The organism is Reichenbachiella sp., assembly GCF_965233835.1.
Taxonomy (GTDB): Bacteria; Bacteroidota; Bacteroidia; order Cytophagales; family Cyclobacteriaceae; genus Reichenbachiella.
In genome coordinates this window covers 4,821,783-4,842,573 of the sequence record NZ_OZ247585.1, presented here as the reverse complement: position 1 = coordinate 4,842,573, position 20,791 = coordinate 4,821,783, and the positions used below count along the sequence as shown (strand labels likewise).

The following is a 20,791-nucleotide window of genomic DNA, read 5'->3' as shown; positions in this document are numbered from 1 at the left end:
CAAATACTGATTAGTTCAATTTGAATAGGATATCGTCATCGAAGATATCTTCTCCGTCTTTGACACAAACTTCTGCTATGGTACCACTTTGATCAGCTTTTACCGCATTCACTACTTTCATGGCTTCTATATAGCAAATTACATCACCTTCTTGTACCGTGTCACCCACTTTTTTAGCTGTTTCTGACGAGTCCTTGGTTAGAAATACTTTTCCTTCGAGTGGAGCTAGTATTTCTTTTAAGTGTCCGTTGGTAGCAGGGTTAGGGGCAGCTGTAGCTTGTTGTTGGTTGGCGTTTGATTCATTATCCTCATAGGAGATATTCACGTTAAATTTCTCTCCATTGACATCTACCTGGATAGACTTAGGGCCAAGATCCCAAGAACCATCTGATGCTGGTGCAGTAGAGCTGGTAGGTGCATTTTCTTCAGCTTTTCGTTGAGCCAAATCAGCCTCAAAATCTGACTTGGCCTTGCCGGATTTGAAATCAATATACTGCTGAGGGTGAAGGGCATATTCCAATAGCTCCTCATCGTCTTGGCCAGTCTCCCAACCTTTTTCTTCCATTTCTTTCCTAAGTTCATCCAGACAATCAGGAACCAAATCAGAAGGATCACCTTCAAAAAATTCTCTTCCTTGTTCGACCGCCAATTTCTTCAGATCCTCACTTACTTCTCCAGGTAGACGTCCGGATTTCCCAAGCATCATGTCCCAGGTGTTGTCATCTAAAAGTGACCATCTTTCTTTGCCTTTTTCCATTTGCATGACATTGACCAAGGCAGCATTTTTCACATACTGACTATAAGGAGTTACCAGTGGGGGGTAGCCCATCATAGGCCAGACATGTTGTACCTCGTCAAACAACTTGATCAGCAAATCATCTTGTGTAAGCTGAGGTTTGTCATTTTTTTCCAGCCACTTATTCAGGCTTTTTAGATTGTTCTCCAGATCAGCCATCAAACTACCCATCATTCCGCCAGGCAGTCCCGGAGCAATGAGTAACGAATTCATGAGTCTATTTTTTGGGTTGATATAATAACCTAAAAAGTCATCAATAAACTCTTGAGTCAGAGTTCGCACTTGCATGTAGGCCTTCATATTGATATCTGGTAGTGCATAACCAGCATCTTTCAATACCTCATGGACTGTGAGCAAGTCGGCGTGCACTGTGCCCCAAGACAACGGTTCCACGGCAACATCTACAATATCAGCTCCTGCTCGGACTGCTTCGAGTGAAGAGGTAACAGAAAACCCAGGACCGGAATGGCCATGATATTGCACCAGAATGTCTGGTTTAATTTCTTTAATTCCAGCTACGATTTTACCAAGGGATACCGGTCGTCCAATGCCAGCCATGTCCTTGATGCATATTTCTTCCGCACCAAGATTGATCAGTTCTTCCGCCTTTTTTATGTAATAGTCGACGGTATGGATTTTGGAATAGGTAATGCAAAGGCAGGTTTGTGAGATCATGCCACCTTCCTTTGCGTAAGCAATGGATTTTTCAAGATTCTTTGCGTCGTTGAGACCGTCAAAGGATCTGGAAATATCTGTGCCTTGGAGCTTCTTGACTTTAAACATGAGTTTTCTTACGTCATCGGCTACTGGATACATGCGCAGGGCATTGAGTCCTCTTTCAAGCATTTGTGTTTGAATGCCAGCATCGTTAAACGGCTGGGTCCAGGCTCGATTGGAGATATTGGGATTTTCTCCATACAGCAGATTGATTTGTTCAAAACCGCCTCCATTCGTCTCGATTCTTTTGAAACAACCCATATCAATGATGGGCTGGGCTACTTTGACTAATTGGTCTACACGCGGCATATATTTTCCAGATGATTGCCACATGTCACGATATACCAGACACAGTCCTATCTCTCTTCCCATAATATCAGTTCATTTTTGTGATGTTAGTAATTTTCCCTTTGCCCTTTGTAAATATTTCAACAGCAGAAGTAATAGCAGCCACTTGAGCTGGCGCAATTTTTGAAGTAGGGGCAGGTGATTGGTTGGCTGTTTCTAGAGCAGGAACAAAACGGTTGACGAAACGTATCAAAAGCTTTCCGACAATGACAACGCAAAGTAGAACGATGAAAACTGTAATCATTCCAACGCCCATAAGTAAGAAAGCGGTGCGAAGTTCTTCTGTCATAAATTTTGCTAACCTATTGTTAATTACTTAATTGCAACTTAAATAATATTGTAGAAACCGATAGAATTCGTATGAAAAATATTGAAACAGAAATATTGATAGACGCGCCTGTAGAGGTAGTTTGGCGTGTGCTAATGAACTTCGAGGCCTATCGTGATTGGAATCCATTCATTACAGTAGAAGGGGACGCCGTATTGGGCAACAAGCTCGATGTGATCATTAATATGGATGGTAGAAAGAACTTCTTCAAGCCCAAAGTGGTGGCTTATGAGGAGGGACGCCGATTTGAATGGACTGGTAAATTGCTGCTTAAAGGACTATTTGCTGGGAATCATTATTTCAAATTACACCCTGTGACAGAATTTCAGACTCAATTTATCCATGGGGAGAACTTTACAGGAATTCTTCAAGGGCCCATTATGAAAAAAGTCCGTGACAAAACCATCAAAGGTTTTGAAACCATGAATGAGGCGATGAAGACCTATGCGGAAGAGCAAGTTATTTAGTATGCGCGCATAATAAAGTAGCCTTTTTGGTTGGCTTGGGTAGTTGAATTTTTTATTTTTGAAAGTTCACCCATTCAAATCATAGTTCAAATGACTGTGGTTTGATTCATTAACAACGACCCATGGAAGCATACGCAAAAGCCGTTTTATATATCATTCCTGTTTTTTTATTGCTGATGGCAGTTGAAGCCATTTATGGGTTTGTAGTAAAAAAGAACACTTTTCGAAGTTTTGATACCATCACCGGAATTAGCTCGGGCATTACGAACTCGGTTAAGGACTTGCTTGGACTTACCCTAGTGGTAATAGCTTATTCCTGGCTGTATGAAAGGCTTGCTCTTATTGAGATTGAAAGTACGATCCTGGTATATGTGATTTGCTTTGTTTGCATAGACTTTTCGAGCTATTGGATTCATCGATTGAGGCATCATGTCAATTACTTTTGGAACGAGCATGTAGTGCATCATAGTAGTGAAGAGTTCAATATGGCCTGTGCGCTACGTCAGAGCATATCATCATTTTTTGGCATTTATTCTGTACTACTCATTCCAGCTGCGCTCTTAGGTGTGCCTCCAAAGGTGATAGCCATTGTCAGTCCCATACATTTGTTTTTGCAGTTTTGGTACCACACTAGGCATATCCCAAAGCTTGGATTTTTGGAATATATCATTGTAACGCCTTCACAGCATAGGGTCCATCATGCCATAAACCCGATTTATCTGGATAAAAATCTCGCAGCTATTTTTTGTATTTGGGATCGAGCATTTGGCACTTTTCAGGAGGAGTTGGATGAAGAACCCTGTGTGTATGGTGTGAAAAAAGCACCTATGACCTGGAACCCCATTTTGATCAATTTTCAGCATTTGTGGCTGCTCATCAAAGATGCATGGCGCACGAACAACTGGCTGGATAAATTTCGGATTTGGTTTATGCCATTAGGGTGGCGACCTGCCGATGTCAAAGACAAATATCCCATCGATTATATTGATAATCCTAAGGACCAGATTAAGTATGATACTCAGGCCTCTAAGGCTTTACACATTTGGTCTTGGGTTCAATTGATCATGACTCATCTCTTTTTAATACTTATGCTTATCAATTTTACTGAGATCGGATTCCCTAAACTGTTTGTCTATGGTGGCTTTCTTTTTATCCATATCTATGCATACAGTGCATTAATGGATTTAAAAAAATCAGCTCTGTTCTTTGAAGCTATTAAGTGTTTTGGAGGTATTTATTGGATTTGGCAATCAAGCGACTGGTTTGGCTTGAACTCCCACTGGACACATGGTGCTCAAATAACCGCAACTTACTTTCTAGTTTCGTTTTTGATGACGGTGGGTTTTGTGATGAAAGAAATAAAAACATCCGAAAACCTCATTACCTCTAAGGTATAAAAAAACCATCCCGAGGCATCGAGATGGTTTTAACTTTTGATTTCAGAAGGCTTAGCTCTTAGAAGCGACCCAATCTTGAACCATAGTTTCTAACAAATCAAGAGGGACAGCCCCGCTGGTCAATACTACATCATGAAATTCACGAATATCGAATTTTTCACCCAATTTGGTTTTTGCATCTTCTCGTAATTCAAGAATTTTCAGCATCCCGATTTTGTAAGCTGTAGCTTGTGATGGCATAACAATATGTCTTTCTACCATTCGCACGCATTCGCGTTCACTTCCGGAAGTATTGTTTTGGTAATAAGCAATTCCTTCATCTCTAGTCCATTTCTTTCCATGTATTCCTGTATCAACAACCAATCTACACGCTCTCCAAAGCTCCATGGCCAAACGTCCATAGTCAGAGTAGGGGTTTTCATATAATCCCATTTCCTTAGGTATAAACTCGCAGTACAATCCCCAACCTTCAGTGTATGCGGTATATCCGCCGAATTTTCTAAACTTGGGGATACCCTCGAGTTCCTGAGAAATACTCCGTTGCATGTGGTGACCTGGAATGCCCTCATGATAGGCTAAAGCTTCCATTTCGAACTTAGGCATATTCTTAGAATCCGCAAGATTGGCGTAATAGGTGCCAGGGCGGCTACCATCCAGTGCAGGACTTTGGTAGAAGGCCTTGCCTGCAGATTGCTCTCTAAATGCTTCCACTCGCTTGACAATCATATCTGCCTTTGGTTTGGTAATGAACAATTCGTCCAATCGACCTTTCATATTGTTTATGATGGCTGTGGCGCTGTCCATGTAGGCTTCTTTGCCCTCATCAGTATTAGGATAATAGAATTGGTCGTCAGTTTTGAGGAATTCGAAAAAAGCCTGAAGATCTCCATCAAATTCTACTTTTTTCATTATTTCTCTCATCTCTTCATGGATTCGAGCCACTTCTTTTAGCCCTATTTCATGGATTTGATCCGTAGTTAAGTCTGTACTAGTAGTTCGTTTTAGAGCGAAATTGAAGTAAGCCTCACCATTTGGGAATTTCCATGCCCCATCATCTGTTGTCGCTCTTTTTTCCTGCTCAGTTAGGAATGAAATAAGAGATTCATAGGCAGGCTTAACGCTTGATAAAAGCGCATCATTTGTCTTTGCTATTAAACCGTCTTTTTCTGCCTGAGACAGAGAATCAAGTTTGTCGATCTTACCCGTAAAATCGGCCAACAATGTACTAGGCTCTCCTTCAGAGAAAGGAGCACCTATAAGAATGTTTTTTGAATCAGAGATAACTCTTGGAAAAACGAATTTTGGAGGGATTATGCCATTTTCTTCTCTGGTTTTCAGATTGACGATGAGTTGGTCAAATACCTCTTTGAGTTTCTCTAGTCTAGAGATATAGGCTTCGGCGTCCTCTTTATTGGTAATTTGATGCATGTTGATCAGAAAAGCGGGCTTGCCGGAATGCATCCCAAACATTTGGTTTACTGGGTAATTGTAGAATCTGTATTTGAAACCTTCAATTTCTTGCTCAGAGGATGACACAAACAGATCATAGCTCACTTTAGTGTTTTTGTCAAGCGCCTCATAGTTGATTGAGTCTTTCAACCACTTCAGTTCTTGTTTGGTGATTTCCAATTCGGCTTTTGCATTTTCGTCTGAGTAATCATCCCATTGGTCCTGGTTGTCTTTTATTCCAAGATAGGTTTGATATTCGGGGCTTCTTTCTAATCCATCGTTAAATGATTTTTCAAAAAAATCATTTGTCTTTTGAGATTCAGCTTCTATTTCTTCAGGCGAATAGGTTTTTTTTTCTTGACTGGGGCTACATGCTATAGTTAAAGCTAATAGCGCAAGTAGCGAGTTTTTGACTTTATTCATTTTTGTGTTTGTTTATTTGAATTCGCAATTATTGGATCGAAGTTAAAGTATTTCTCCTCTCTGAAGGATACTTTTAGGGGTTTAGCGGTTTTGTTTGACATTAAACTATAACCGACGAGTTACAATGAAAAAAATTACACTTCTTTTTACAATTGTTTTCTTATCGAACCAAGCCTATACTCAGGTAGCTTCAGATGTTCCCGTAGGAGAATTTTGGATAGGGTTGCAGTTTGCTATACCAGTTGGAACCTTTGCCGATGATATAGAAAGGGAATTGGGTTATGGAGGAAATTTAGGTGGAGTTTGGAACCCCTCAAAAACCAATAATTTTTTCCAGATTGGTCTTGATCTGGGAGTAAACTATATGGGAAAGGATAAAACCGAAATTGGCGGGCTTCCGCTAAAAACTACTGCCACGCTAATTACAACTCACTTGGTCACGCGATTGAGGGTACAAACCGATTCCCACATCAAACCTTATGTAGATTTGCTTGGAGGAGGGAAGTTTTTTTCTACAACTACTAAGTACAATAATGACCTTTTTGATACCCTCTTGGATATTGAAGATGAATCCGTTTTTGCGGATCAGACGAAAGGCGTTTGGAGCTATGGAGCCGGATTGGGTTTTTCCTTTCGAAAACAAGCGTTTGGAGCGGATTTAAGAGTTCTGTATCTGGCCAGTGGTCCGATGGAGTATATTTCCCCAAAAAATTTAAGACAGGACGATTTTGGAGACTTTTACTACGAACATCAGGAAATCAGCAGGACACACATGGTCTTTCCCCAGCTGAGTATCAGTTTTGATCTTTGAATAACAAAAGAGACCGCTTAATTATCTCATAGATTCCGTGTAATTTCGGGATTCAATTATCCTCATTCGAAAAATGAAAAAAATTGTTTTTGTTACCGGAGCAACTTCTGGAATAGGTGAAGCTATTGCCAGAATACTCGCCCCAAGTCATGCGTTAGTTATTTGCGGTCGCAGAGTAGATCGGCTCGAAAAGTTAGCAGCAGAGCTTAGCGCACAGACTGATGTGCAAACCTTATCATTTGATGTGTCAGATGCTGATGCTGTAAATGCTGCTCTAGACTCTTTACCTTCAGAATGGAAAAACATTGAAGTGTTGGTAAACAACGCAGGCAATGCGCATGGTAGAGCACCGATCCATGAAGGGGATTTAGCAGATTGGGACGCCATGATAGATGGCAATCTGAAGGGACTTTTGTATGTTACCAGAGCCATATCGCCGGGAATGGTAGAAAGAAAATCTGGTGATATTATTAATGTAGGTTCTATTGCAGGTAAGGAAGTTTATCCCGATGGAAATGTCTATTGTGCTTCAAAATTTGGCGTAGATGCTGCCACCAATGGCATGCGTATGGATTTAAACCCATATGGAATTCGAGTGGTAGGCATCCATCCGGGCTTGGTAGAAACAGAATTTTCAATGGTTCGCTTCAAAGGTGATGAAGACAAAAGCGAAGGTGTCTACAAAGGAATGACTCCATTGTACGCTGAGGATATCGCTGAAACTGTCAAATTTGTAGTAGAGAGGCCGCCTCATGTCACTATAGCAGATATGACGATTTTTCCGACTGCTCAGGCTAGCAGTACTATTGTAAACCGCCAATCCTAGTCGAATATGATGAACTGGAGAAGTTTGATGTCGTCAGCGAGAATTGGTGATAACAAAGAAAACAAAAGCTCAAACCCGTTGCGAAGTGATTTTGAGATCGATTATGATCGGATCATTTTTAGTGCTCCATTTAGAAATTTACAAGACAAAACCCAGGTTTTTCCTTTGCCCGATCAGGACTTTGTGCATACCAGACTCACGCACAGTTTGGAAGTCTCGAGTGTAGGGAAGTCTTTGGGGAAGAATGTAGGCGCTTCAATAATTGAAAATAACGATGAATTGTCCTTCTTGACTCCTTATGATTTTGGGGCTGTAGTGGGTGCTGCTGCTTTGGCTCATGATGTGGGTAACCCTCCTTTTGGCCATTCAGGTGAGCAAGCGATTTCCGACTATTTTCTTCATAACAGTAAGGCCAAAAAGATAAAAGACCTGCTCACCACTGAAGAGTGGAACGATTTGGTTCGATTTGAAGGAAATGCTCAGGGTTTTAGGCTATTAACTAAAAATCAAAAACAAGGACTTAGGTTAACTTTTGCAACACTCGCAGCATTTACAAAGTACCCTTGCTCTTCTACACTACCTAATCGGGACAAGTCTAGAAAGAGCCAAAAAAAATACGGCTATTTTAAAGCGGAAGAATCCGTTTTTTCTGAAGTTGCTCAACAGCTTGGTTTAGTTCAGTTCGATAAGAGTGAGAATGTATATGCCAGGCATCCATTGGCTTTTCTGGTCGAGGCAGCAGATGATATTTGTTATAGCATTATAGATTTGGAAGATGGCTTTGGATTGGGGCTGGTTACTTTTGAGGAAGCCAGAGAGTTTTTGGCCGAAATACTTGGTGATCGATATTACCCAGAAAAACTAGAGAATATTGCAAGTGACAAAGAGAAAATTGGCGTGCTTAGAGCCGTTGCAATCAACACGTTGATTCATCAAACTTCTGATGTATTTATGGCTCATGAAGAAGAGATATTGAAAGGAGCCTTTGATAAAGCGCTTACTGATCTCATTCCTGCTGCAGGCACCTTGGAAAGGTTGAGCTCTTTTTCTGTAAAAAGAATTTACCAGAGCAGACAGGTGCTGGAGAAAGAGGCTGCTGGATTCGAGGTGATCGATGGACTGCTAGAGTCTTTCATAGAAGCTGTGTTTTGTAAGTTTTATGATGAAAAAAATTACTCTGGCAGACATAAAAGCATCTACCGGCTTTTGCCTTCTGAAATTCAATTCAAATTGGATTGGGCAAAGAGTCCATATGAATCTGTTTTGGAAATCACTGACTATATATCAGGAATGACAGACAGCTCGGCTGTTAAACAATTTAGAATTATGAAGGGAATAAGCTTGGCTTGAGGCCTGGACAATGTTTATCTTTCGCAGAGAATGGGGACAATGAATAAAGACTGGCAATTACTTACGTTTCCGGATGTTTCCGATCTTTCGCAAGTACGCGAACAATTTCATCAAGCAATTCAAAATGTTGCTGCTGTTGGTCGTTCTTTTCTGCCTCCAAGCGAAGATGATGAAAATGCCAATTTGGAATGGGATTTTAAACTACAAAGGATAGTAGGGCGCTGGGTTGATAATGAAACTAAATTCAGATCCTCTATTAGTCTGAATAAGTTTGAGGTTTATTTGGTGGATGAGCATTTACAGACCATATCTTCCATTGCCATGGAAAACATCAAGCAGACTGATGTGATGGTTTGGTTGGAGCATGAATTGAGTAAACTTGGAGTGGAATTTTCAAAAATTAATTTGAATTACCCTTATTCCATACCCGAATATGCTACTGCTAAAGGCGAACCCTTTCACATAGAAAATATGGCTGCTGCTCAGGAGTTAGGTAAGTTATATCACAACACCGCTGCTTTGCTAAATAGTCTTGTAAAGGGTGAGAAAAATGCGTCCGAGATTAAATGTTGGCCTCATCACTTCGACATAGCAGCAAGGATTACCTTGCTCGATACTGGGGACCCAGAAACTTCCAGGAGCATCAATCTGGGCATGTCTCCAGGAGATAAATATTATAACGAACCTTATTTTTATTGCTCGCCTTGGCCTTATCCTACCAAAAACTTAATTGACTTGAGTGCAGTAAAAGCGCATTGGCATGAAGACGAATGGGTCGGGGCAGTTTTGCCAGTGAGCCAATTGTCATCCTATAACTTGATTCAAGATCAGCGAAGGTTGGTCATGAAGTTCTATAATACCTCTTTAAAATTTTTAAAGGAAGTATTGTAATGGATATTCATGACTCTTTGCACTTGCCATGTGGTGCTGTCTTAAAAAACAGACTGGCCAAAGCGGCCATGACCGAGCGATTTACAAATGGAGACCTGAAGCCAAATAAAAAGCATTATAACCTTTATGAAAATTGGTCCAAACAAGGCTCTGGATTATTGATTACGGGTAACGTAATGCTAGAAAGATCTCATCTAGAATCAGCTGGGAATGTTGTGATGAAAGAGGCGTTTTTACCAGAATTGAAAAAATGGGCAAAGGCAGCTACTTCTGGAGGTAATCATTGTTGGACACAAATCTCACATAGTGGTAGACAGACTTCTATTTTCAATAACTTGAGACCGTCTTCAGCCTCTAATGTCAAATTAAAGAAATTGGGCTTTTTTGCTAAACCCAGGGCTTTGGAGGTTAATGAAATTCAAGAACTAATTGATAAATATGCGAGCGCCGCGGAGTTATCCAAACGAGCGGGCTTTACAGGGGTTCAAATTCATGCAGCTCATGGTTACTTAATTAGCCAATTTTTGTCTCCCATCACAAACAAAAGGACAGACGAGTGGGGCGGTAGTTTAGAAAATAGAACAAGATTTTTGTTTGAAATTGTTAAAGTCACCCGAGGCAAGGTTGGTTTCCAATTTCCAATAGGGGTAAAGCTAAACTCTTCGGATTTCCAGAAAGGCGGGTTTAGCGAGGAGGAATCGCTTTGGGTGATTCAGCAACTAGAAAAACTAGGTGTTGATTTACTCGAAATTTCGGGAGGCACCTATGAAAACGCAGAGTTTTTGCTGGCTGAAAATATCAGACAATCGACCAAACAAAGAGAAGCCTATTTTCTGGATTTTGCCGAAAAAGTGAGAAAAGAGAGTGCAATTCCTCTCATGGTCACAGGAGGTATTAGATCATTGAAGTTTTGTAATGAAGCGTTAAATGAAAACTTACTTGATGTAGTTGGCATGGCTAGACCGTACCTTTTGTATGATGATTTTGCATCCAGATTTTTGGCTGGAGAATTGACTCCTGATGCTTTTTCAGTCAGAACCGGGATAAAGGCATTTGAGGATATGGCAGAGGCTGGATTTTATAATTTGCAATTGGATCGTTTGGGAACAGGAAAAAAAATAGATAAAAGCTATACTCCTGTCAGATCAGCTTTTCATTTAATAAAACATGAGTTTGTAAAGGCTTTAGCCAATAAATTTGCTGGTTAGAGATTTTGATTGAAAAACAGATGACCCGTCCAAAGTATTCCGTTATCATTCCTGTATACAACCGTCCCGATGAGATGAAGGAAATGCTTGATAGTTTGCAAAATCAAACAATCAAGCCGTTTGAAGTTGTTTTGGTGGAAGATGGATCAACTCAGAAGTCTGATTTTTTGGTAGATAAATATGATTTATCAATAGACTATTTTTTCAAAAAGAATACCGGCCCGGGAGACAGTAGGAATTTCGGTATGGATAGGGCAAAAGGTGAATACTTTCTTTTTTTTGATTCAGACTGTGTACTTCCTGAAGGCTATTTTGAAAAATTGGATCAGGCGATGGAAGAAATTAAGCCAGACGCTTTTGGTGGGCCTGATGCTGCACATCCAAGTTTCTCCAATGTACAGAAGGCAATTAATTATGCGATGACTTCCTTCTTTACCACTGGAGGAATTCGCGGAGGTAAGAAACAGCTAGATAAGTACCAACCCCGCAGTTTTAATATGGGACTTAAAAAAGAAGTCTATGAAAAGGTGGGTGGGTTTTCTGATATTCATCCTGGTGAAGATCCAGATCTGAGTTTTCGCATTATGAATGCCGGCTACAAAGTATTATTGATTCAAGAGGCGGTGGTTTTTCATAAGCGGAGAATAGACTTTGGAAAATTCATCAAACAGGTCTATAAATTTGGAGTGGTCAGGGTGATTCTGAATCGTTGGTATCCTGGTACTGGAAAGCTTGTGTACGTGCTGCCGACGTTGTTCTTTTTGGGGACACTCGGTTTGCTGGTTGTCGTACCAATGACGGCTGGCTATAGTTTGCTGCCTCTAGGTTTGTTTGTAGCGTTGATTGGACTAGATGCCTGGAGGACCAATTCTCTACTAGTGGCGTTATTGGCTGTTCCGGCTTCTTTTATACAATTGTTAGGTTACGGATTCGGCTATCTTAAATCTCAGATCAAATTAAACCTATTTCGAAAGGCAGAACGTAAGGCATTTCCATCCTTCTTTTTTGACAAAAAATAAACCCCGACTAAAAGCCGGGGTTCGTTTATTAACACTATTTCCTGCCGTCTACAGGATAAGCTATGAGAAAAAGGTTGCTATTTCAGTCATGGTTTTAAACCACCATGAGAGGTTCTGATTTGGCTATGTTCAACTCACCAATAATCTTGTGGGCTAACACTTTGTCATCTCCAGTAAATTCCATGAGTATGGTTAGGGCGTCTCCTAAATCACTTGTTTTCTTCAAAGATTTGAAGTCAACTGAACTTCCGTACTCATACTTTTTGGTTACAGAATTATACCAAATAAGATGCATAGCCAATGTGTTAACGTTACAAATAAACCTAATTCTAAGTGTTCGTATCTGCCAGTTTACTTTACTCAACTGTCAAATTCAACTAAGTATTAAAAAACGAACCGTCCTCAATACTAGTTTAAAACACTACGAGACGCCTACTTTTTTCGACCTAGGACGCTAATCTTACGATGGATTGCGTATTAGCAATGTTTAATTGCTCTATGATCTTGTAGGCCAACTCCTTAGAATCCTTGTCAAATTCCATGAGCACCGTATATGCTCTGGGATTATTGGCTGTTTCAATATCTAAATTAAAAGCAGCCACATTTCCATACTTATACTCGTTTAGGTCAGGGTTATACCATATAAAATGCATATGCTTTTTAGTTTAGTAATACCCCAAAGTAAGGAAGGTTAAGGTTTTGATGTCTGCCAAAAGAGTTAACTAACCTGACAAAATTGACTGCCAATAGGTGTCAGGATGTTTAAATCTTGGCCAAAAGCTTTAAATAACTGTCAGGACACTTTACAAGTCTGTCATATGGCCCTCAGTTGCAGGATTGAGAAGAAAAGGTGTTTACTCTTTATTAAAATTCATAGTGTCCACTACATATTGTCCTTTTACTTCTTTGAGTAAGATGACAACACGAAATGTCCCTGACTTAGCATTATACATGCCGATATTGTATTTCAATCCTTCGGGAGAAGCACCTTTATGTATATAATCGAAATTTTCAACTTGGTTCTGTTGAAAGAAGTCTCTGAGTACCGATTCTGCCTGGATGCGACTATAGTTTGCACCCGAATCGTCTATTTTCAATTCGGTCACCTCATTGAAATATTTGATGAGCTCTTTTGCACTACCAGCATTTAGGGCAAGTTTCACATTTTCCGTGGTCGACTGCCCGTAACTGGCTACCCCGATCATTAGGGCAATGGCCAAAAGAAGAGACTTTTTCATAGTATTTGTTTTGTCTGAATGAAGCGAATATTATGCCAAGTGCACTAAAATTAGGCCTTTTATCGAGGCATTCAAATTTTGTGTATTGAAATCATTAAACCTAACGATTGGTTTATTCCAACAAAATCGAGGTTGTTGCGTTAGGAATTGTAAAACTCAAGATTATGAAACTATTACTTTGGCTTATTTTATTAGTGATTTGCTGGCCTTTGGCAATCGCACTTTTATTTCTTTATCCACTCGTTTGGTTGGTTTTGCTGCCATTTAAATTAGTTGGATTCGCGGTTGAAGGTGTGTTTGCATTTATAAGAGCATTATTCATGCTGCCGGCAAGAGTGCTTTCATAGCCTATTTTTTTGCGAACGTAATAGGTAATAACAGGAACTAGTTATAACCTATTAATATTATAATGGTCAAAACTCACTATAATGAATAAACTCGAACAATTTTTCTGCTACTGTTCTGGAGTCTCACTCACGTTACTCAAAAGATGTCCTTCGGAGAAAAGCAAATTTGTGGGAATGGGTGCAACCGTATTTTTTACGGGGCTTCTTGCAGCCATTTCCTCAGCTTATGCCATGTATTTTGTCTTTGATCTATTGATTTGGCCTATTGTATTTGGTCTGGTTTGGGGCTTGATGATTTTTAATTTGGATAGGTTCATTGTGCTGAGCATGCGAAAATCTCATGACTCTTACAAGGAGTATGTTCAAGCTGCTCCCAGGATGATACTGGCTGTTTTAATCGCTTTAATCATTTCAAAACCTCTTGAACTAAAGATTTTTGAGAAGGAGATAACTACCGAATTGAATCTAATTAAGCAAGAGCTGATGGCAAGCAGTGAAAAGGCTATCGAAGCTAGATACAGCGCTCATTCCGATTCGCTCAAATCAGAAAGTGAAGGACTGAAATTAGCCATTGAAAAGAAGGAGAAAATAAGAAATGAGTTGGTAGATATGGCAAGGCAGGAGGCAGATGGAACGGGAGGTAGCGGCAAGGTAAACCCCGGACCGATTTATCAGATAAAAAAGAGAAATGCAGATCAAGCCCAAACCGAGTTAGAGGAGTTGATTGCCAAGAGTGAGGCTATTGATCAGAAAATTGTGACAGAGCTTGACCAAATTGGCTTGTCAAAGAAAAATGACCTTAGTCAGATTGAAGTAAATGACATCAATGGAGTTTCCTTTCAGTTGACTGCATTGAATAGATTGGGAGATAAATATGACACCATTTATTATGCCAATGCATTTATAATTCTCTTGTTTATCATGCTGGAAATTGCACCAATTTTAGCCAAACTGATCTCGCCAAGGGGTCCTTATGACGATTTGTTGGAAGTGCATGAAAAGCATTTTGAGAGCTATCGTAAAGAGAAAGTGTATAAATCAGAAAGAAGAGTAGAAGAATACATGGTTAGTCACACTAGTTAGCCGGAACCAGCTTGTCTTCTTTAAGCACTGGGACTAGATCATAGATGCTTTGCTTTACACAAAACTCAATGTCTTTGATCACATGCAATTTGTTCAAACGCCGGGCATGAGCCGAATTTTTCACAGTTTCAAAAAGGTCTTCTTTTACGGATTGATAGTATTTAAGCGAAAGGTGGGCGGTATCACAAGCCAATTCATGGGTAGAATTAAGCAGGTCAACCAAAGCCCCGGCAAATAGGGTGTCTTCCATGTTGGTTTTGCCTTTCCATCCTGCACAATGCACGATCACATCTTTGTTTTGTTTTATGATATAATCTGCAACTGCATTGATGTTCAAGAATGCGCCTACTAAGACTTCGTCTGCCGTGGTAGATTTGGTGATCGCCAATGTTCCATTAGTTGTGGTAATCACAATGGGTTGATCCTTGATCTCTTCATTCATATAGCTGAACGGCGAATTGTCCAAAGGAAAACCGTCTACTTGTGCGCCACCGCGCTCGGCGGCGCACAAAAATCCTTTATCTAAATATGACTTTGCCTCTTCGAGTGTTGCAACCGGAATGATTTCTTTGGCACCATGCGCCATGGCAGTGACCATAACAGAAGTTGCTCTTAGAATATCAACTACAACTACAATTTTTCCTTCAAGATCATAGAGCTCAATGAGCTTGGGAGAAAGACAAACGTCTATATTTCTTTTCAATCTATTTTTTGTAAAGTGGTAATTTGGTCACTATGGCTTTTAGCGACTTATTTCTAACCTGAATATAAATTTCAGAATCCGCTTTGTGATGTCCTACTTTCACATAGCCCAAACCTATACCTACACCCATTAAAGGCGACATGGTGCCTGAAGTCACTTCACCAATGATATTTCCGTTGGCGTCAGCAATTTCATAATGGCCTCTTGGAATACCTTTGTCTTCCATAATGAAGCCAACCAGTCTTCTGGTCACGCCTTCTTCTTTTTGCTTGGCAAGATTTGCTGAGTTTGTAAATTCTTTAGTGAATTTGGTCACCCAGCCTAGCCCAGCTTCGAGTGGAGACGTAGTGTCCGTGATATCATTCCCATAAAGGCAATATCCCATTTCTAGTCTCAATGTATCTCTGGCTCCAAGACCGATAGGCAGAATACCGAATTCTTCTCCAGCCTCAAAAACCTTTTTCCAAACTGTTTCAGCATCCTTGTTTTTGATGTATAACTCAAACCCTCCAGCTCCAGTGTAACCAGTAGCTGATATGATTACATCATCCACACCTGCTATTTTACCTTCCACGAAGGTGTAAAATTTGATTTCACTCAAATCAACATCTGTCAGTTTCTGTAAGGTTTCTACTGCTTTTGGCCCTTGTACAGCGAATAATGAATACTCGTCAGAAAGGTTGGTCATTTTTACTCCTTCAGTATTGTACTTGGAGATCCAGTTCCAGTCTTTTTCAATATTCGAAGCATTTACCACAAGGAAGTATTTTTCTTCAGCCATGCGATAGATAATCAAATCATCCACAATGCCGCCCTCTTCGTTAGGTAGACAAGAATATTGTGCCTGACCGTCTACTAATTTTGATGCATCATTGCTACTTACTCTTTGGATGAGATCTAATGCATTTGGCCCTTCCAGGAGAAATTCTCCCATGTGAGAAACATCAAATACACCAACGCTTTCACGAACTTGAATATGTTCTTCTTTGTCTGAGCTGTAACGTACCGGCATGTTGTATCCGGCGAATGGGACCATCTTTCCACCAAGAGATTCGTGGAGGTCATTTAGGGCGATTTTTTTAATATCCATGGTTGTTCAATTTAGTCCGGCAAATCTAACCAATAGGCCTAGAGCTCAAAAATATCTCCGAATCAATTCGGTTAGAATTTTATCAGAAATAAGAAGATGTAAAATTGATATTGATTTAGGTAAGATTATTATCAACCAACCTTTTCTACTACCAAGTTATGATTGGTATAGATGCAAATATCGGCGGCGATGTTAAGACTTTCTCTTACCATATCTTCAGCAGTCAGTTGATCACCGGCATGCTTTTTTAGTGCCAGAGCCGCAGATTGTGCATACATGCTTCCTGAACCTATCACTGCAATGTCATTGTCGGGTTCCAAAACATCACCTGTACCTGACACAACTAATATTTCGTCTTTGTCTGCCACGATGAGCATGGCCTCTAATCTGCGTAGATAACGATCCATTCGCCAATCTTTGGCTAATTCGATGGCTGCTCTTTTCATGTTACCTCCGTAAGAATTGAGCTTTTCATCCATTCGCTCCAATAATGTAAATGCATCGGCAGTAGAGCCAGCAAAGCCTGTAACTATTTTGCCATCCTGAAGTTTTCTGATTTTTTTCACGTTGCTTTTAGCAACGGTATTGCCAAGTGTGGCTTGACCATCTGCACCAATGGCTACTTGTCCATTGTGTTTGATGGCACAAACGGTGGTTGATTTTATTTTTGGGAATTTCGACATGTCAATTTGGTTAAAGGAAAATCAAACGAATAAAAAAAGGAGAGGTTAACCTCTCCTTTTAAATTGTTTTATATCAAGATTCTTACAGGATCTTCAATAAACCCTTTCAGAGTTTGAAGGAAAGCTGAACCTACAGCACCATCTACAGTTCTGTGATCACATGTCAAAGTGATTTTCATCACATTGCCAGGAACGATTTCTCCATTCTTCACCACAGGAGTTTGTTTGATTCCTCCTACGGCTAGAATACAAGACTCAGGCGCATTGATAATGGAGGTAAACTGCTCTATGCCAAACATACCCAAATTAGACACGGTGAATGTATTCCCCTGCATTTCTTCCAATTGGATTTTCTTGGCTTTTGCCTTCGCACCAAAGTCTTTTACTTCAGCTGAAATCTGAGCCAAAGTTTTAGTGTCGGCAAATTTTACAACAGGAACAACAAGACCCTCTTCAGTTGCCATAGCCACTCCAACACTGATGTGGTTATTTTTTCTGATGCTATTGGTTTCGCTGATCCAATAGGTATTTACATCAGGATGCTTTCTCAAGGCAGCTGCCACAGCTTTCACTATAATGTCATTAAAAGAAATTTTGACTGGCGCCAACTCATTGATGCTTTTACGAGCTTCGATGGTTTTGTCCATATCTATTTCCATAGTCAGGTAGAAGTGAGGTGCACCAAACTGACTCGCGGTAACGCCTTTGGCAATTGCTTTTCTCATTTGAGAAGCTGGAACATCTTCGTAGCTCTCTACGCCAAATGCACCAGTGGCAGCCACTCCACCTGCAGCTGGGGCTGCTGAAGGTACAAAGGCTTCTACGTCTCTTTTGATGATTCTTCCACCATCACCAGTACCTGGGATTAGTGCAATGTCATATCCTTTTTCTTTTGCCAGACTTTTCGCCAATGGACTGGCTATTACTCGTCCATTTGAATTGGCTGCTGGAGTCGATTGAGGTGCTGGAGTAGCAGCTTTAGGCGCTGCTGCAGGTGCAGGAGTGACCTCTTTCTTTTCTTCTTGCGCAGGTGCTTGAGCATTAGCTGCTTCTGCTTTTAGGAGCGTTTCGTAGTCCGCACCTTTTTCACCAATAATGGCAATTACACCATCAACAGGCACGCCATTTCCAGCTTCAACCGCTCTATATAGCAGTACACCATCGTCGTAAGACTCTAGTTCCATGGTGGCTTTGTCGGTTTCTACTTCAGCCAGGATGTCGCCAGATTTTACATCATCGCCAACATTTTTAATCCATGAGGCAATGACCCCTTCGGTCATGGTATCACTCATTTTTGGCATTTTGATAACCTGAGCATTGATCCCTGAAGTGTCAATTTTTTCCGCGCCGGCTGTCGGTGCCGGAGTAGCGGCAGGAGCTTCTTCCTTCGCCGCTGGGGCTGAAGGGTTAGATAAATCTGCTAAGAGATCATCAATTTTCTCGCCTTTTTCACCAATGATAGCAATTACACCATCTACAGGAACGGCGGATTTTTCTTCAACTCCGATGTGAAGTAATACACCATCGTCATATGATTCTAATTCCATAGTGGCTTTGTCGGTTTCAACCTCAGCCAGTATGTCTCCAGATTTCACTTCATCCCCTACTTTTTTTAGCCAAGACGCGATTACACCCTCTTCCATGGTGTCGCTCATCTTCGGCATCTTAATTACTTCCGCCATTATTTATGATTAATTAAAAATCGAACGGCTAAATTAGCTCGAATTAGGGTTTAATCAAATTTATCTAAATCGAAAATTTTGATTCGTTTACGTTAACGGTGAAAAAAATATAGTTTTCGAAAAGAATCGCTTAGAATATTTTAAAATTTTAAATTTGAGCAAAAAAAACACGTAGTTATTTTCAATGCCAATAATCCATTCTTCTGACTATCAGCGTCCCAAACTTCTTTTTAACAGGCACCTCGAAACGATAATCCCGGGAATTACTCGTAAAGTCAAAAATTTACCTTCCTATGAGCGAATTAGAATTGATACTCCGGATCAGGACTTTTTAGATTTGGATTGGTATCAATCTGATTCTGACAAGTTGCTGATTTTGTCACACGGATTGGAAGGTGACAGCCATAGACCTTATATAGAAGGGATGGTAAAGAAATTTCATGGCGAGGGATGGAACGTTATTGCCTGGAACTACCGCGGCTGTAGTGGAGAGATGAATAATACCTCAAGGTTTTATCATAGCGGTGCCACACAGGATCTCAAAACTATGGTCGATTATGCGCTGACTTTAGATATTCCTAACCTAACATTAGGAGGCTTTAGTCTGGGCGGGAATCTAACCTTGAAGTATTTGGGTGAGGAAAAACGTGACCCAAAGATTAAATCGGCCTTTGCCTTCTCTGTGCCTATCGATCTGAAAGGGTGTTGCCATGAAATAGATAAACCGCATAATTTTCTATACTGTAAGCGATTTTTGAAATCACTCAAAGTGAAAGGGAAAGCTAAAAATGAAAAAATCCCGGGGTCTGTAGATGTGGATGAATTAATGAAGGTGGAAAACATGTATCAGTTTGATAATGTTGTTACAGCTCCATTGCACGGTTTTGACTCTGCTGATGATTATTATGCTAAGTGTAGTGCCAGAAATTTTATAGAAGGGATAGAGGTCCCCACACTTCTGGTGAATGCATTAAATGATCCTTTTCTCTCAGAATCTTGTTTTGACCAAACAAAATTCGAATCTTCGAAAAATGTTTATTTTGAGATGCCTAAATTTGGAGGTCATGTGGGTTTTTCATCCAACAAAAATAATGGCACTTTTTGGTCTGAGGACCGGGCATTTAGATTCATTGATCAGCTTTAGAAAATTAATTTATGTTAGACAGGTACGCGATTTACTCAGATTTTAAAGCCATTAATGCCAGATTTGGATTAAAGGGCGAAGAGTTTACCGTGCCCAACTACAATGCGGCTCCTGCGCAGCAACTCCCCGTAGTGACAGATGCAGCCAAAGGACAAATTTCTTTTGTTTATTGGGGCACCAATAAAGAATGGTCTAACAACAAGAGTATTTCACCTAAACTTTTGACCTGTGAGCGAGATCAGCTGATGTCAAAAACTACCTTGAGGAATGCTTTAGAAAAACATCGATGTCTGGTGCCGGCTAATGGATTCTACCTTTGGAAACAATACAGTAAGAAGAGAAAAACCCCGCATTACTTTTATAACCCATCGGAAACAATGTTTAGCCTTCCGGCAATTTGGGAGGAAAATGAGGATATGGATGGAAATGTGCATTACACGTTCAAGATCATTGAGATCCCAAATTATATCAATATTCCAGAGTTTGGAATGACCATGCCCGGAGTTATTCCTAAAGACCTGGAGAAAAAATGGCTAGATAGTTATTCTACGTTGGAAGAGGTGATGGAAATACTCAACAATACCGAAAGCCTAGGTCAAATCAGTTACCATTCTGTATCTCCTTTGATCACGAATGTATCGAACAATGGAGATCATCTGATCAAGCCAGAATCGTCTGTGGACCAGTTGGGAAACTATACGTTGTTTGATTAACTGCTAGCCAGTAGTTTCTATTCTTTTCAAAAATTCGTATCTTAATTACAAGCATATTGAGATTTAGACGATATGATG

At 40.3% G+C, this 20,791-nt stretch carries 22 protein-coding genes; 12 read left to right on the top strand and 10 right to left on the bottom strand.

Annotation, left to right across the window (positions count from 1 at the left end; translation table 11 throughout):
• Positions 1–10 precede the first annotated feature (10 nt).
• Entirely contained in the window at positions 11–1,885 is a 1,875-nt protein-coding gene (locus tag ACO6S2_RS20605; RefSeq protein ID WP_422360449.1) for a biotin/lipoyl-containing protein, read from the bottom strand.
• 4 nt (positions 1,886–1,889) lie between these two features.
• On the bottom strand, positions 1,890–2,150 hold the full coding sequence (locus ACO6S2_RS20600) for an OadG family protein (RefSeq protein WP_422360448.1): 261 nt from the start codon (positions 2,148–2,150) through the stop codon (positions 1,890–1,892).
• Between the two features lie 71 nt (positions 2,151–2,221).
• On the opposite strand from ACO6S2_RS20600, the gene ACO6S2_RS20595 reads away from it, so the two are divergent.
• Together ACO6S2_RS20595 and ACO6S2_RS20590 are read left to right on the top strand one after the other, a co-directional pair.
• On the top strand, positions 2,222–2,656 hold the full coding sequence (locus ACO6S2_RS20595; RefSeq protein ID WP_422360447.1) for an SRPBCC family protein: 435 nt from the start codon (positions 2,222–2,224) through the stop codon (positions 2,654–2,656).
• A 122-nt stretch (positions 2,657–2,778) separates the two neighbouring features.
• The gene (locus ACO6S2_RS20590) at positions 2,779–4,053 is read left to right on the top strand and encodes a sterol desaturase family protein (RefSeq protein WP_422360446.1); all 1,275 of its coding nucleotides are present in this window, start codon (positions 2,779–2,781) and stop codon (positions 4,051–4,053) included.
• A 51-nt stretch (positions 4,054–4,104) separates the two neighbouring features.
• Here the strand turns inward: ACO6S2_RS20590 and ACO6S2_RS20585 are convergent, their stop codons facing one another.
• The gene (locus ACO6S2_RS20585; protein WP_422360445.1) at positions 4,105–5,925 is read right to left on the bottom strand and encodes a DUF885 domain-containing protein; all 1,821 of its coding nucleotides are present in this window, start codon (positions 5,923–5,925) and stop codon (positions 4,105–4,107) included.
• A 124-nt stretch (positions 5,926–6,049) separates the two neighbouring features.
• Here ACO6S2_RS20585 and ACO6S2_RS20580 point away from each other — a divergent pair, with 124 nt between their 5' ends.
• The 6 genes from ACO6S2_RS20580 to ACO6S2_RS20555 all read left to right on the top strand — a co-directional run bounded on the left by ACO6S2_RS20580 (position 6,050) and on the right by ACO6S2_RS20555 (position 12,030).
• Positions 6,050–6,736 carry an outer membrane beta-barrel protein gene (locus tag ACO6S2_RS20580; RefSeq protein ID WP_422360444.1) on the top strand — a complete coding sequence of 229 codons (687 nt, stop codon included), beginning with the start codon at positions 6,050–6,052 and terminating at the stop codon, positions 6,734–6,736.
• A 73-nt stretch (positions 6,737–6,809) separates the two neighbouring features.
• Positions 6,810–7,562 (top strand): SDR family NAD(P)-dependent oxidoreductase, encoded by a 753-nt coding sequence (locus tag ACO6S2_RS20575; protein ID WP_422360443.1) that lies wholly within the window; start codon positions 6,810–6,812, stop codon positions 7,560–7,562.
• Positions 7,563–7,568: 6 nt separating this feature from the next.
• Positions 7,569–8,912, top strand: coding sequence for a deoxyguanosinetriphosphate triphosphohydrolase (locus ACO6S2_RS20570; protein WP_422360442.1), 1,344 nt, complete (start codon positions 7,569–7,571; stop codon positions 8,910–8,912).
• A 39-nt stretch (positions 8,913–8,951) separates the two neighbouring features.
• Positions 8,952–9,803 carry a hypothetical protein gene (locus tag ACO6S2_RS20565; RefSeq protein ID WP_422360441.1) on the top strand — a complete coding sequence of 284 codons (852 nt, stop codon included), beginning with the start codon at positions 8,952–8,954 and terminating at the stop codon, positions 9,801–9,803.
• Positions 9,803–11,011 (top strand): NADH:flavin oxidoreductase/NADH oxidase family protein, encoded by a 1,209-nt coding sequence (locus tag ACO6S2_RS20560; RefSeq protein ID WP_422360440.1) that lies wholly within the window; start codon positions 9,803–9,805, stop codon positions 11,009–11,011. Before ACO6S2_RS20565 ends, ACO6S2_RS20560 begins: the two co-directional genes overlap by 1 nt.
• A gap of 20 nt (positions 11,012–11,031) precedes the next feature.
• Positions 11,032–12,030 (top strand): glycosyltransferase, encoded by a 999-nt coding sequence (locus tag ACO6S2_RS20555; RefSeq protein WP_422360439.1) that lies wholly within the window; start codon positions 11,032–11,034, stop codon positions 12,028–12,030.
• A 94-nt stretch (positions 12,031–12,124) separates the two neighbouring features.
• Here ACO6S2_RS20555 and ACO6S2_RS20550 read toward each other — a convergent pair whose 3' ends face one another.
• From ACO6S2_RS20550 to ACO6S2_RS20540, 3 genes are all read right to left on the bottom strand, one after another.
• Positions 12,125–12,325, bottom strand: coding sequence for a hypothetical protein (locus tag ACO6S2_RS20550; RefSeq protein WP_318170226.1), 201 nt, complete (start codon positions 12,323–12,325; stop codon positions 12,125–12,127).
• Between the two features lie 151 nt (positions 12,326–12,476).
• A complete protein-coding gene (locus ACO6S2_RS20545) occupies positions 12,477–12,683 on the bottom strand; it encodes a hypothetical protein (RefSeq protein ID WP_422360438.1) in 207 nt (68 codons plus the stop codon).
• A gap of 201 nt (positions 12,684–12,884) precedes the next feature.
• The gene (locus ACO6S2_RS20540; protein ID WP_422360437.1) at positions 12,885–13,268 is read right to left on the bottom strand and encodes a DUF4783 domain-containing protein; all 384 of its coding nucleotides are present in this window, start codon (positions 13,266–13,268) and stop codon (positions 12,885–12,887) included.
• A gap of 164 nt (positions 13,269–13,432) precedes the next feature.
• Between ACO6S2_RS20540 and ACO6S2_RS20535 the strand changes: the two genes are divergently transcribed.
• Positions 13,433–13,615: a hypothetical protein gene (locus tag ACO6S2_RS20535; RefSeq protein ID WP_422360436.1), complete on the top strand. Its 183-nt coding sequence runs from the start codon at positions 13,433–13,435 to the stop codon at positions 13,613–13,615.
• 81 nt (positions 13,616–13,696) lie between these two features.
• Positions 13,697–14,698, top strand: coding sequence for a DUF4407 domain-containing protein (locus tag ACO6S2_RS20530; protein WP_422360435.1), 1,002 nt, complete (start codon positions 13,697–13,699; stop codon positions 14,696–14,698).
• Here ACO6S2_RS20530 and ACO6S2_RS20525 read toward each other — a convergent pair.
• The 4 genes from ACO6S2_RS20525 to ACO6S2_RS20510 all read right to left on the bottom strand — a co-directional run bounded on the left by ACO6S2_RS20525 (position 14,691) and on the right by ACO6S2_RS20510 (position 18,856).
• A complete protein-coding gene (locus ACO6S2_RS20525) occupies positions 14,691–15,401 on the bottom strand; it encodes a 2-phosphosulfolactate phosphatase (RefSeq protein ID WP_422360434.1) in 711 nt (236 codons plus the stop codon). The genes ACO6S2_RS20530 and ACO6S2_RS20525 overlap by 8 nt on opposite strands.
• A gap of 1 nt (position 15,402) precedes the next feature.
• Positions 15,403–16,491, bottom strand: a complete 1,089-nt coding sequence (gcvT, locus tag ACO6S2_RS20520; protein ID WP_422360433.1) for a glycine cleavage system aminomethyltransferase GcvT — start codon at positions 16,489–16,491, stop codon at positions 15,403–15,405.
• A gap of 131 nt (positions 16,492–16,622) precedes the next feature.
• Positions 16,623–17,174, bottom strand: coding sequence for an ATP-dependent protease subunit HslV (gene hslV / locus ACO6S2_RS20515; protein WP_422360432.1), 552 nt, complete (start codon positions 17,172–17,174; stop codon positions 16,623–16,625).
• Between the two features lie 68 nt (positions 17,175–17,242).
• Entirely contained in the window at positions 17,243–18,856 is a 1,614-nt protein-coding gene (locus tag ACO6S2_RS20510) for a 2-oxo acid dehydrogenase subunit E2 (RefSeq protein ID WP_422360431.1), read from the bottom strand.
• A 184-nt stretch (positions 18,857–19,040) separates the two neighbouring features.
• Here ACO6S2_RS20510 and ACO6S2_RS20505 point away from each other — a divergent pair, with 184 nt between their 5' ends.
• Both ACO6S2_RS20505 and ACO6S2_RS20500 read left to right on the top strand, forming a co-directional pair.
• Positions 19,041–20,000 carry a YheT family hydrolase gene (locus ACO6S2_RS20505; protein ID WP_422360430.1) on the top strand — a complete coding sequence of 320 codons (960 nt, stop codon included), beginning with the start codon at positions 19,041–19,043 and terminating at the stop codon, positions 19,998–20,000.
• 11 nt (positions 20,001–20,011) lie between these two features.
• Positions 20,012–20,713 (top strand): SOS response-associated peptidase, encoded by a 702-nt coding sequence (locus tag ACO6S2_RS20500; RefSeq protein WP_422360429.1) that lies wholly within the window; start codon positions 20,012–20,014, stop codon positions 20,711–20,713.
• Positions 20,714–20,791 lie beyond the last annotated feature (78 nt).

Bases quoted from the DNA above. Each gene is read 5' to 3' on its own strand.
- ACO6S2_RS20530 (WP_422360435.1), top strand. From the start codon at position 13,697: ATGAATAAACTCGAACAATTTTTCTGCTACTGTTCTGGAGTCTCACTC.
- ACO6S2_RS20555 (WP_422360439.1), top strand. From the start codon at position 11,032: ATGACCCGTCCAAAGTATTCCGTTATCATTCCTGTATACAACCGTCCC.
- ACO6S2_RS20580 (WP_422360444.1), top strand. From the start codon at position 6,050: ATGAAAAAAATTACACTTCTTTTTACAATTGTTTTCTTATCGAACCAA.
- ACO6S2_RS20505 (WP_422360430.1), top strand. From the start codon at position 19,041: ATGCCAATAATCCATTCTTCTGACTATCAGCGTCCCAAACTTCTTTTT.
- ACO6S2_RS20600 (WP_422360448.1), bottom strand. From the start codon at position 2,150: ATGACAGAAGAACTTCGCACCGCTTTCTTACTTATGGGCGTTGGAATG.
- ACO6S2_RS20510 (WP_422360431.1), bottom strand. From the start codon at position 18,856: ATGGCGGAAGTAATTAAGATGCCGAAGATGAGCGACACCATGGAAGAG.
- ACO6S2_RS20585 (WP_422360445.1), bottom strand. From the start codon at position 5,925: ATGAATAAAGTCAAAAACTCGCTACTTGCGCTATTAGCTTTAACTATA.
- ACO6S2_RS20540 (WP_422360437.1), bottom strand. From the start codon at position 13,268: ATGAAAAAGTCTCTTCTTTTGGCCATTGCCCTAATGATCGGGGTAGCC.
- ACO6S2_RS20575 (WP_422360443.1), top strand. From the start codon at position 6,810: ATGAAAAAAATTGTTTTTGTTACCGGAGCAACTTCTGGAATAGGTGAA.
- hslV (WP_422360432.1), bottom strand. From the start codon at position 17,174: ATGTCGAAATTCCCAAAAATAAAATCAACCACCGTTTGTGCCATCAAA.
- ACO6S2_RS20565 (WP_422360441.1), top strand. From the start codon at position 8,952: ATGAATAAAGACTGGCAATTACTTACGTTTCCGGATGTTTCCGATCTT.
- ACO6S2_RS20595 (WP_422360447.1), top strand. From the start codon at position 2,222: ATGAAAAATATTGAAACAGAAATATTGATAGACGCGCCTGTAGAGGTA.
- ACO6S2_RS20570 (WP_422360442.1), top strand. From the start codon at position 7,569: ATGATGAACTGGAGAAGTTTGATGTCGTCAGCGAGAATTGGTGATAAC.
- ACO6S2_RS20550 (WP_318170226.1), bottom strand. From the start codon at position 12,325: ATGCATCTTATTTGGTATAATTCTGTAACCAAAAAGTATGAGTACGGA.
- ACO6S2_RS20560 (WP_422360440.1), top strand. From the start codon at position 9,803: ATGGATATTCATGACTCTTTGCACTTGCCATGTGGTGCTGTCTTAAAA.
- ACO6S2_RS20545 (WP_422360438.1), bottom strand. From the start codon at position 12,683: ATGCATTTTATATGGTATAACCCTGACCTAAACGAGTATAAGTATGGA.
- ACO6S2_RS20535 (WP_422360436.1), top strand. From the start codon at position 13,433: ATGAAACTATTACTTTGGCTTATTTTATTAGTGATTTGCTGGCCTTTG.
- gcvT (WP_422360433.1), bottom strand. From the start codon at position 16,491: ATGGATATTAAAAAAATCGCCCTAAATGACCTCCACGAATCTCTTGGT.
- ACO6S2_RS20500 (WP_422360429.1), top strand. From the start codon at position 20,012: ATGTTAGACAGGTACGCGATTTACTCAGATTTTAAAGCCATTAATGCC.
- ACO6S2_RS20590 (WP_422360446.1), top strand. From the start codon at position 2,779: ATGGAAGCATACGCAAAAGCCGTTTTATATATCATTCCTGTTTTTTTA.
- ACO6S2_RS20605 (WP_422360449.1), bottom strand. From the start codon at position 1,885: ATGGGAAGAGAGATAGGACTGTGTCTGGTATATCGTGACATGTGGCAA.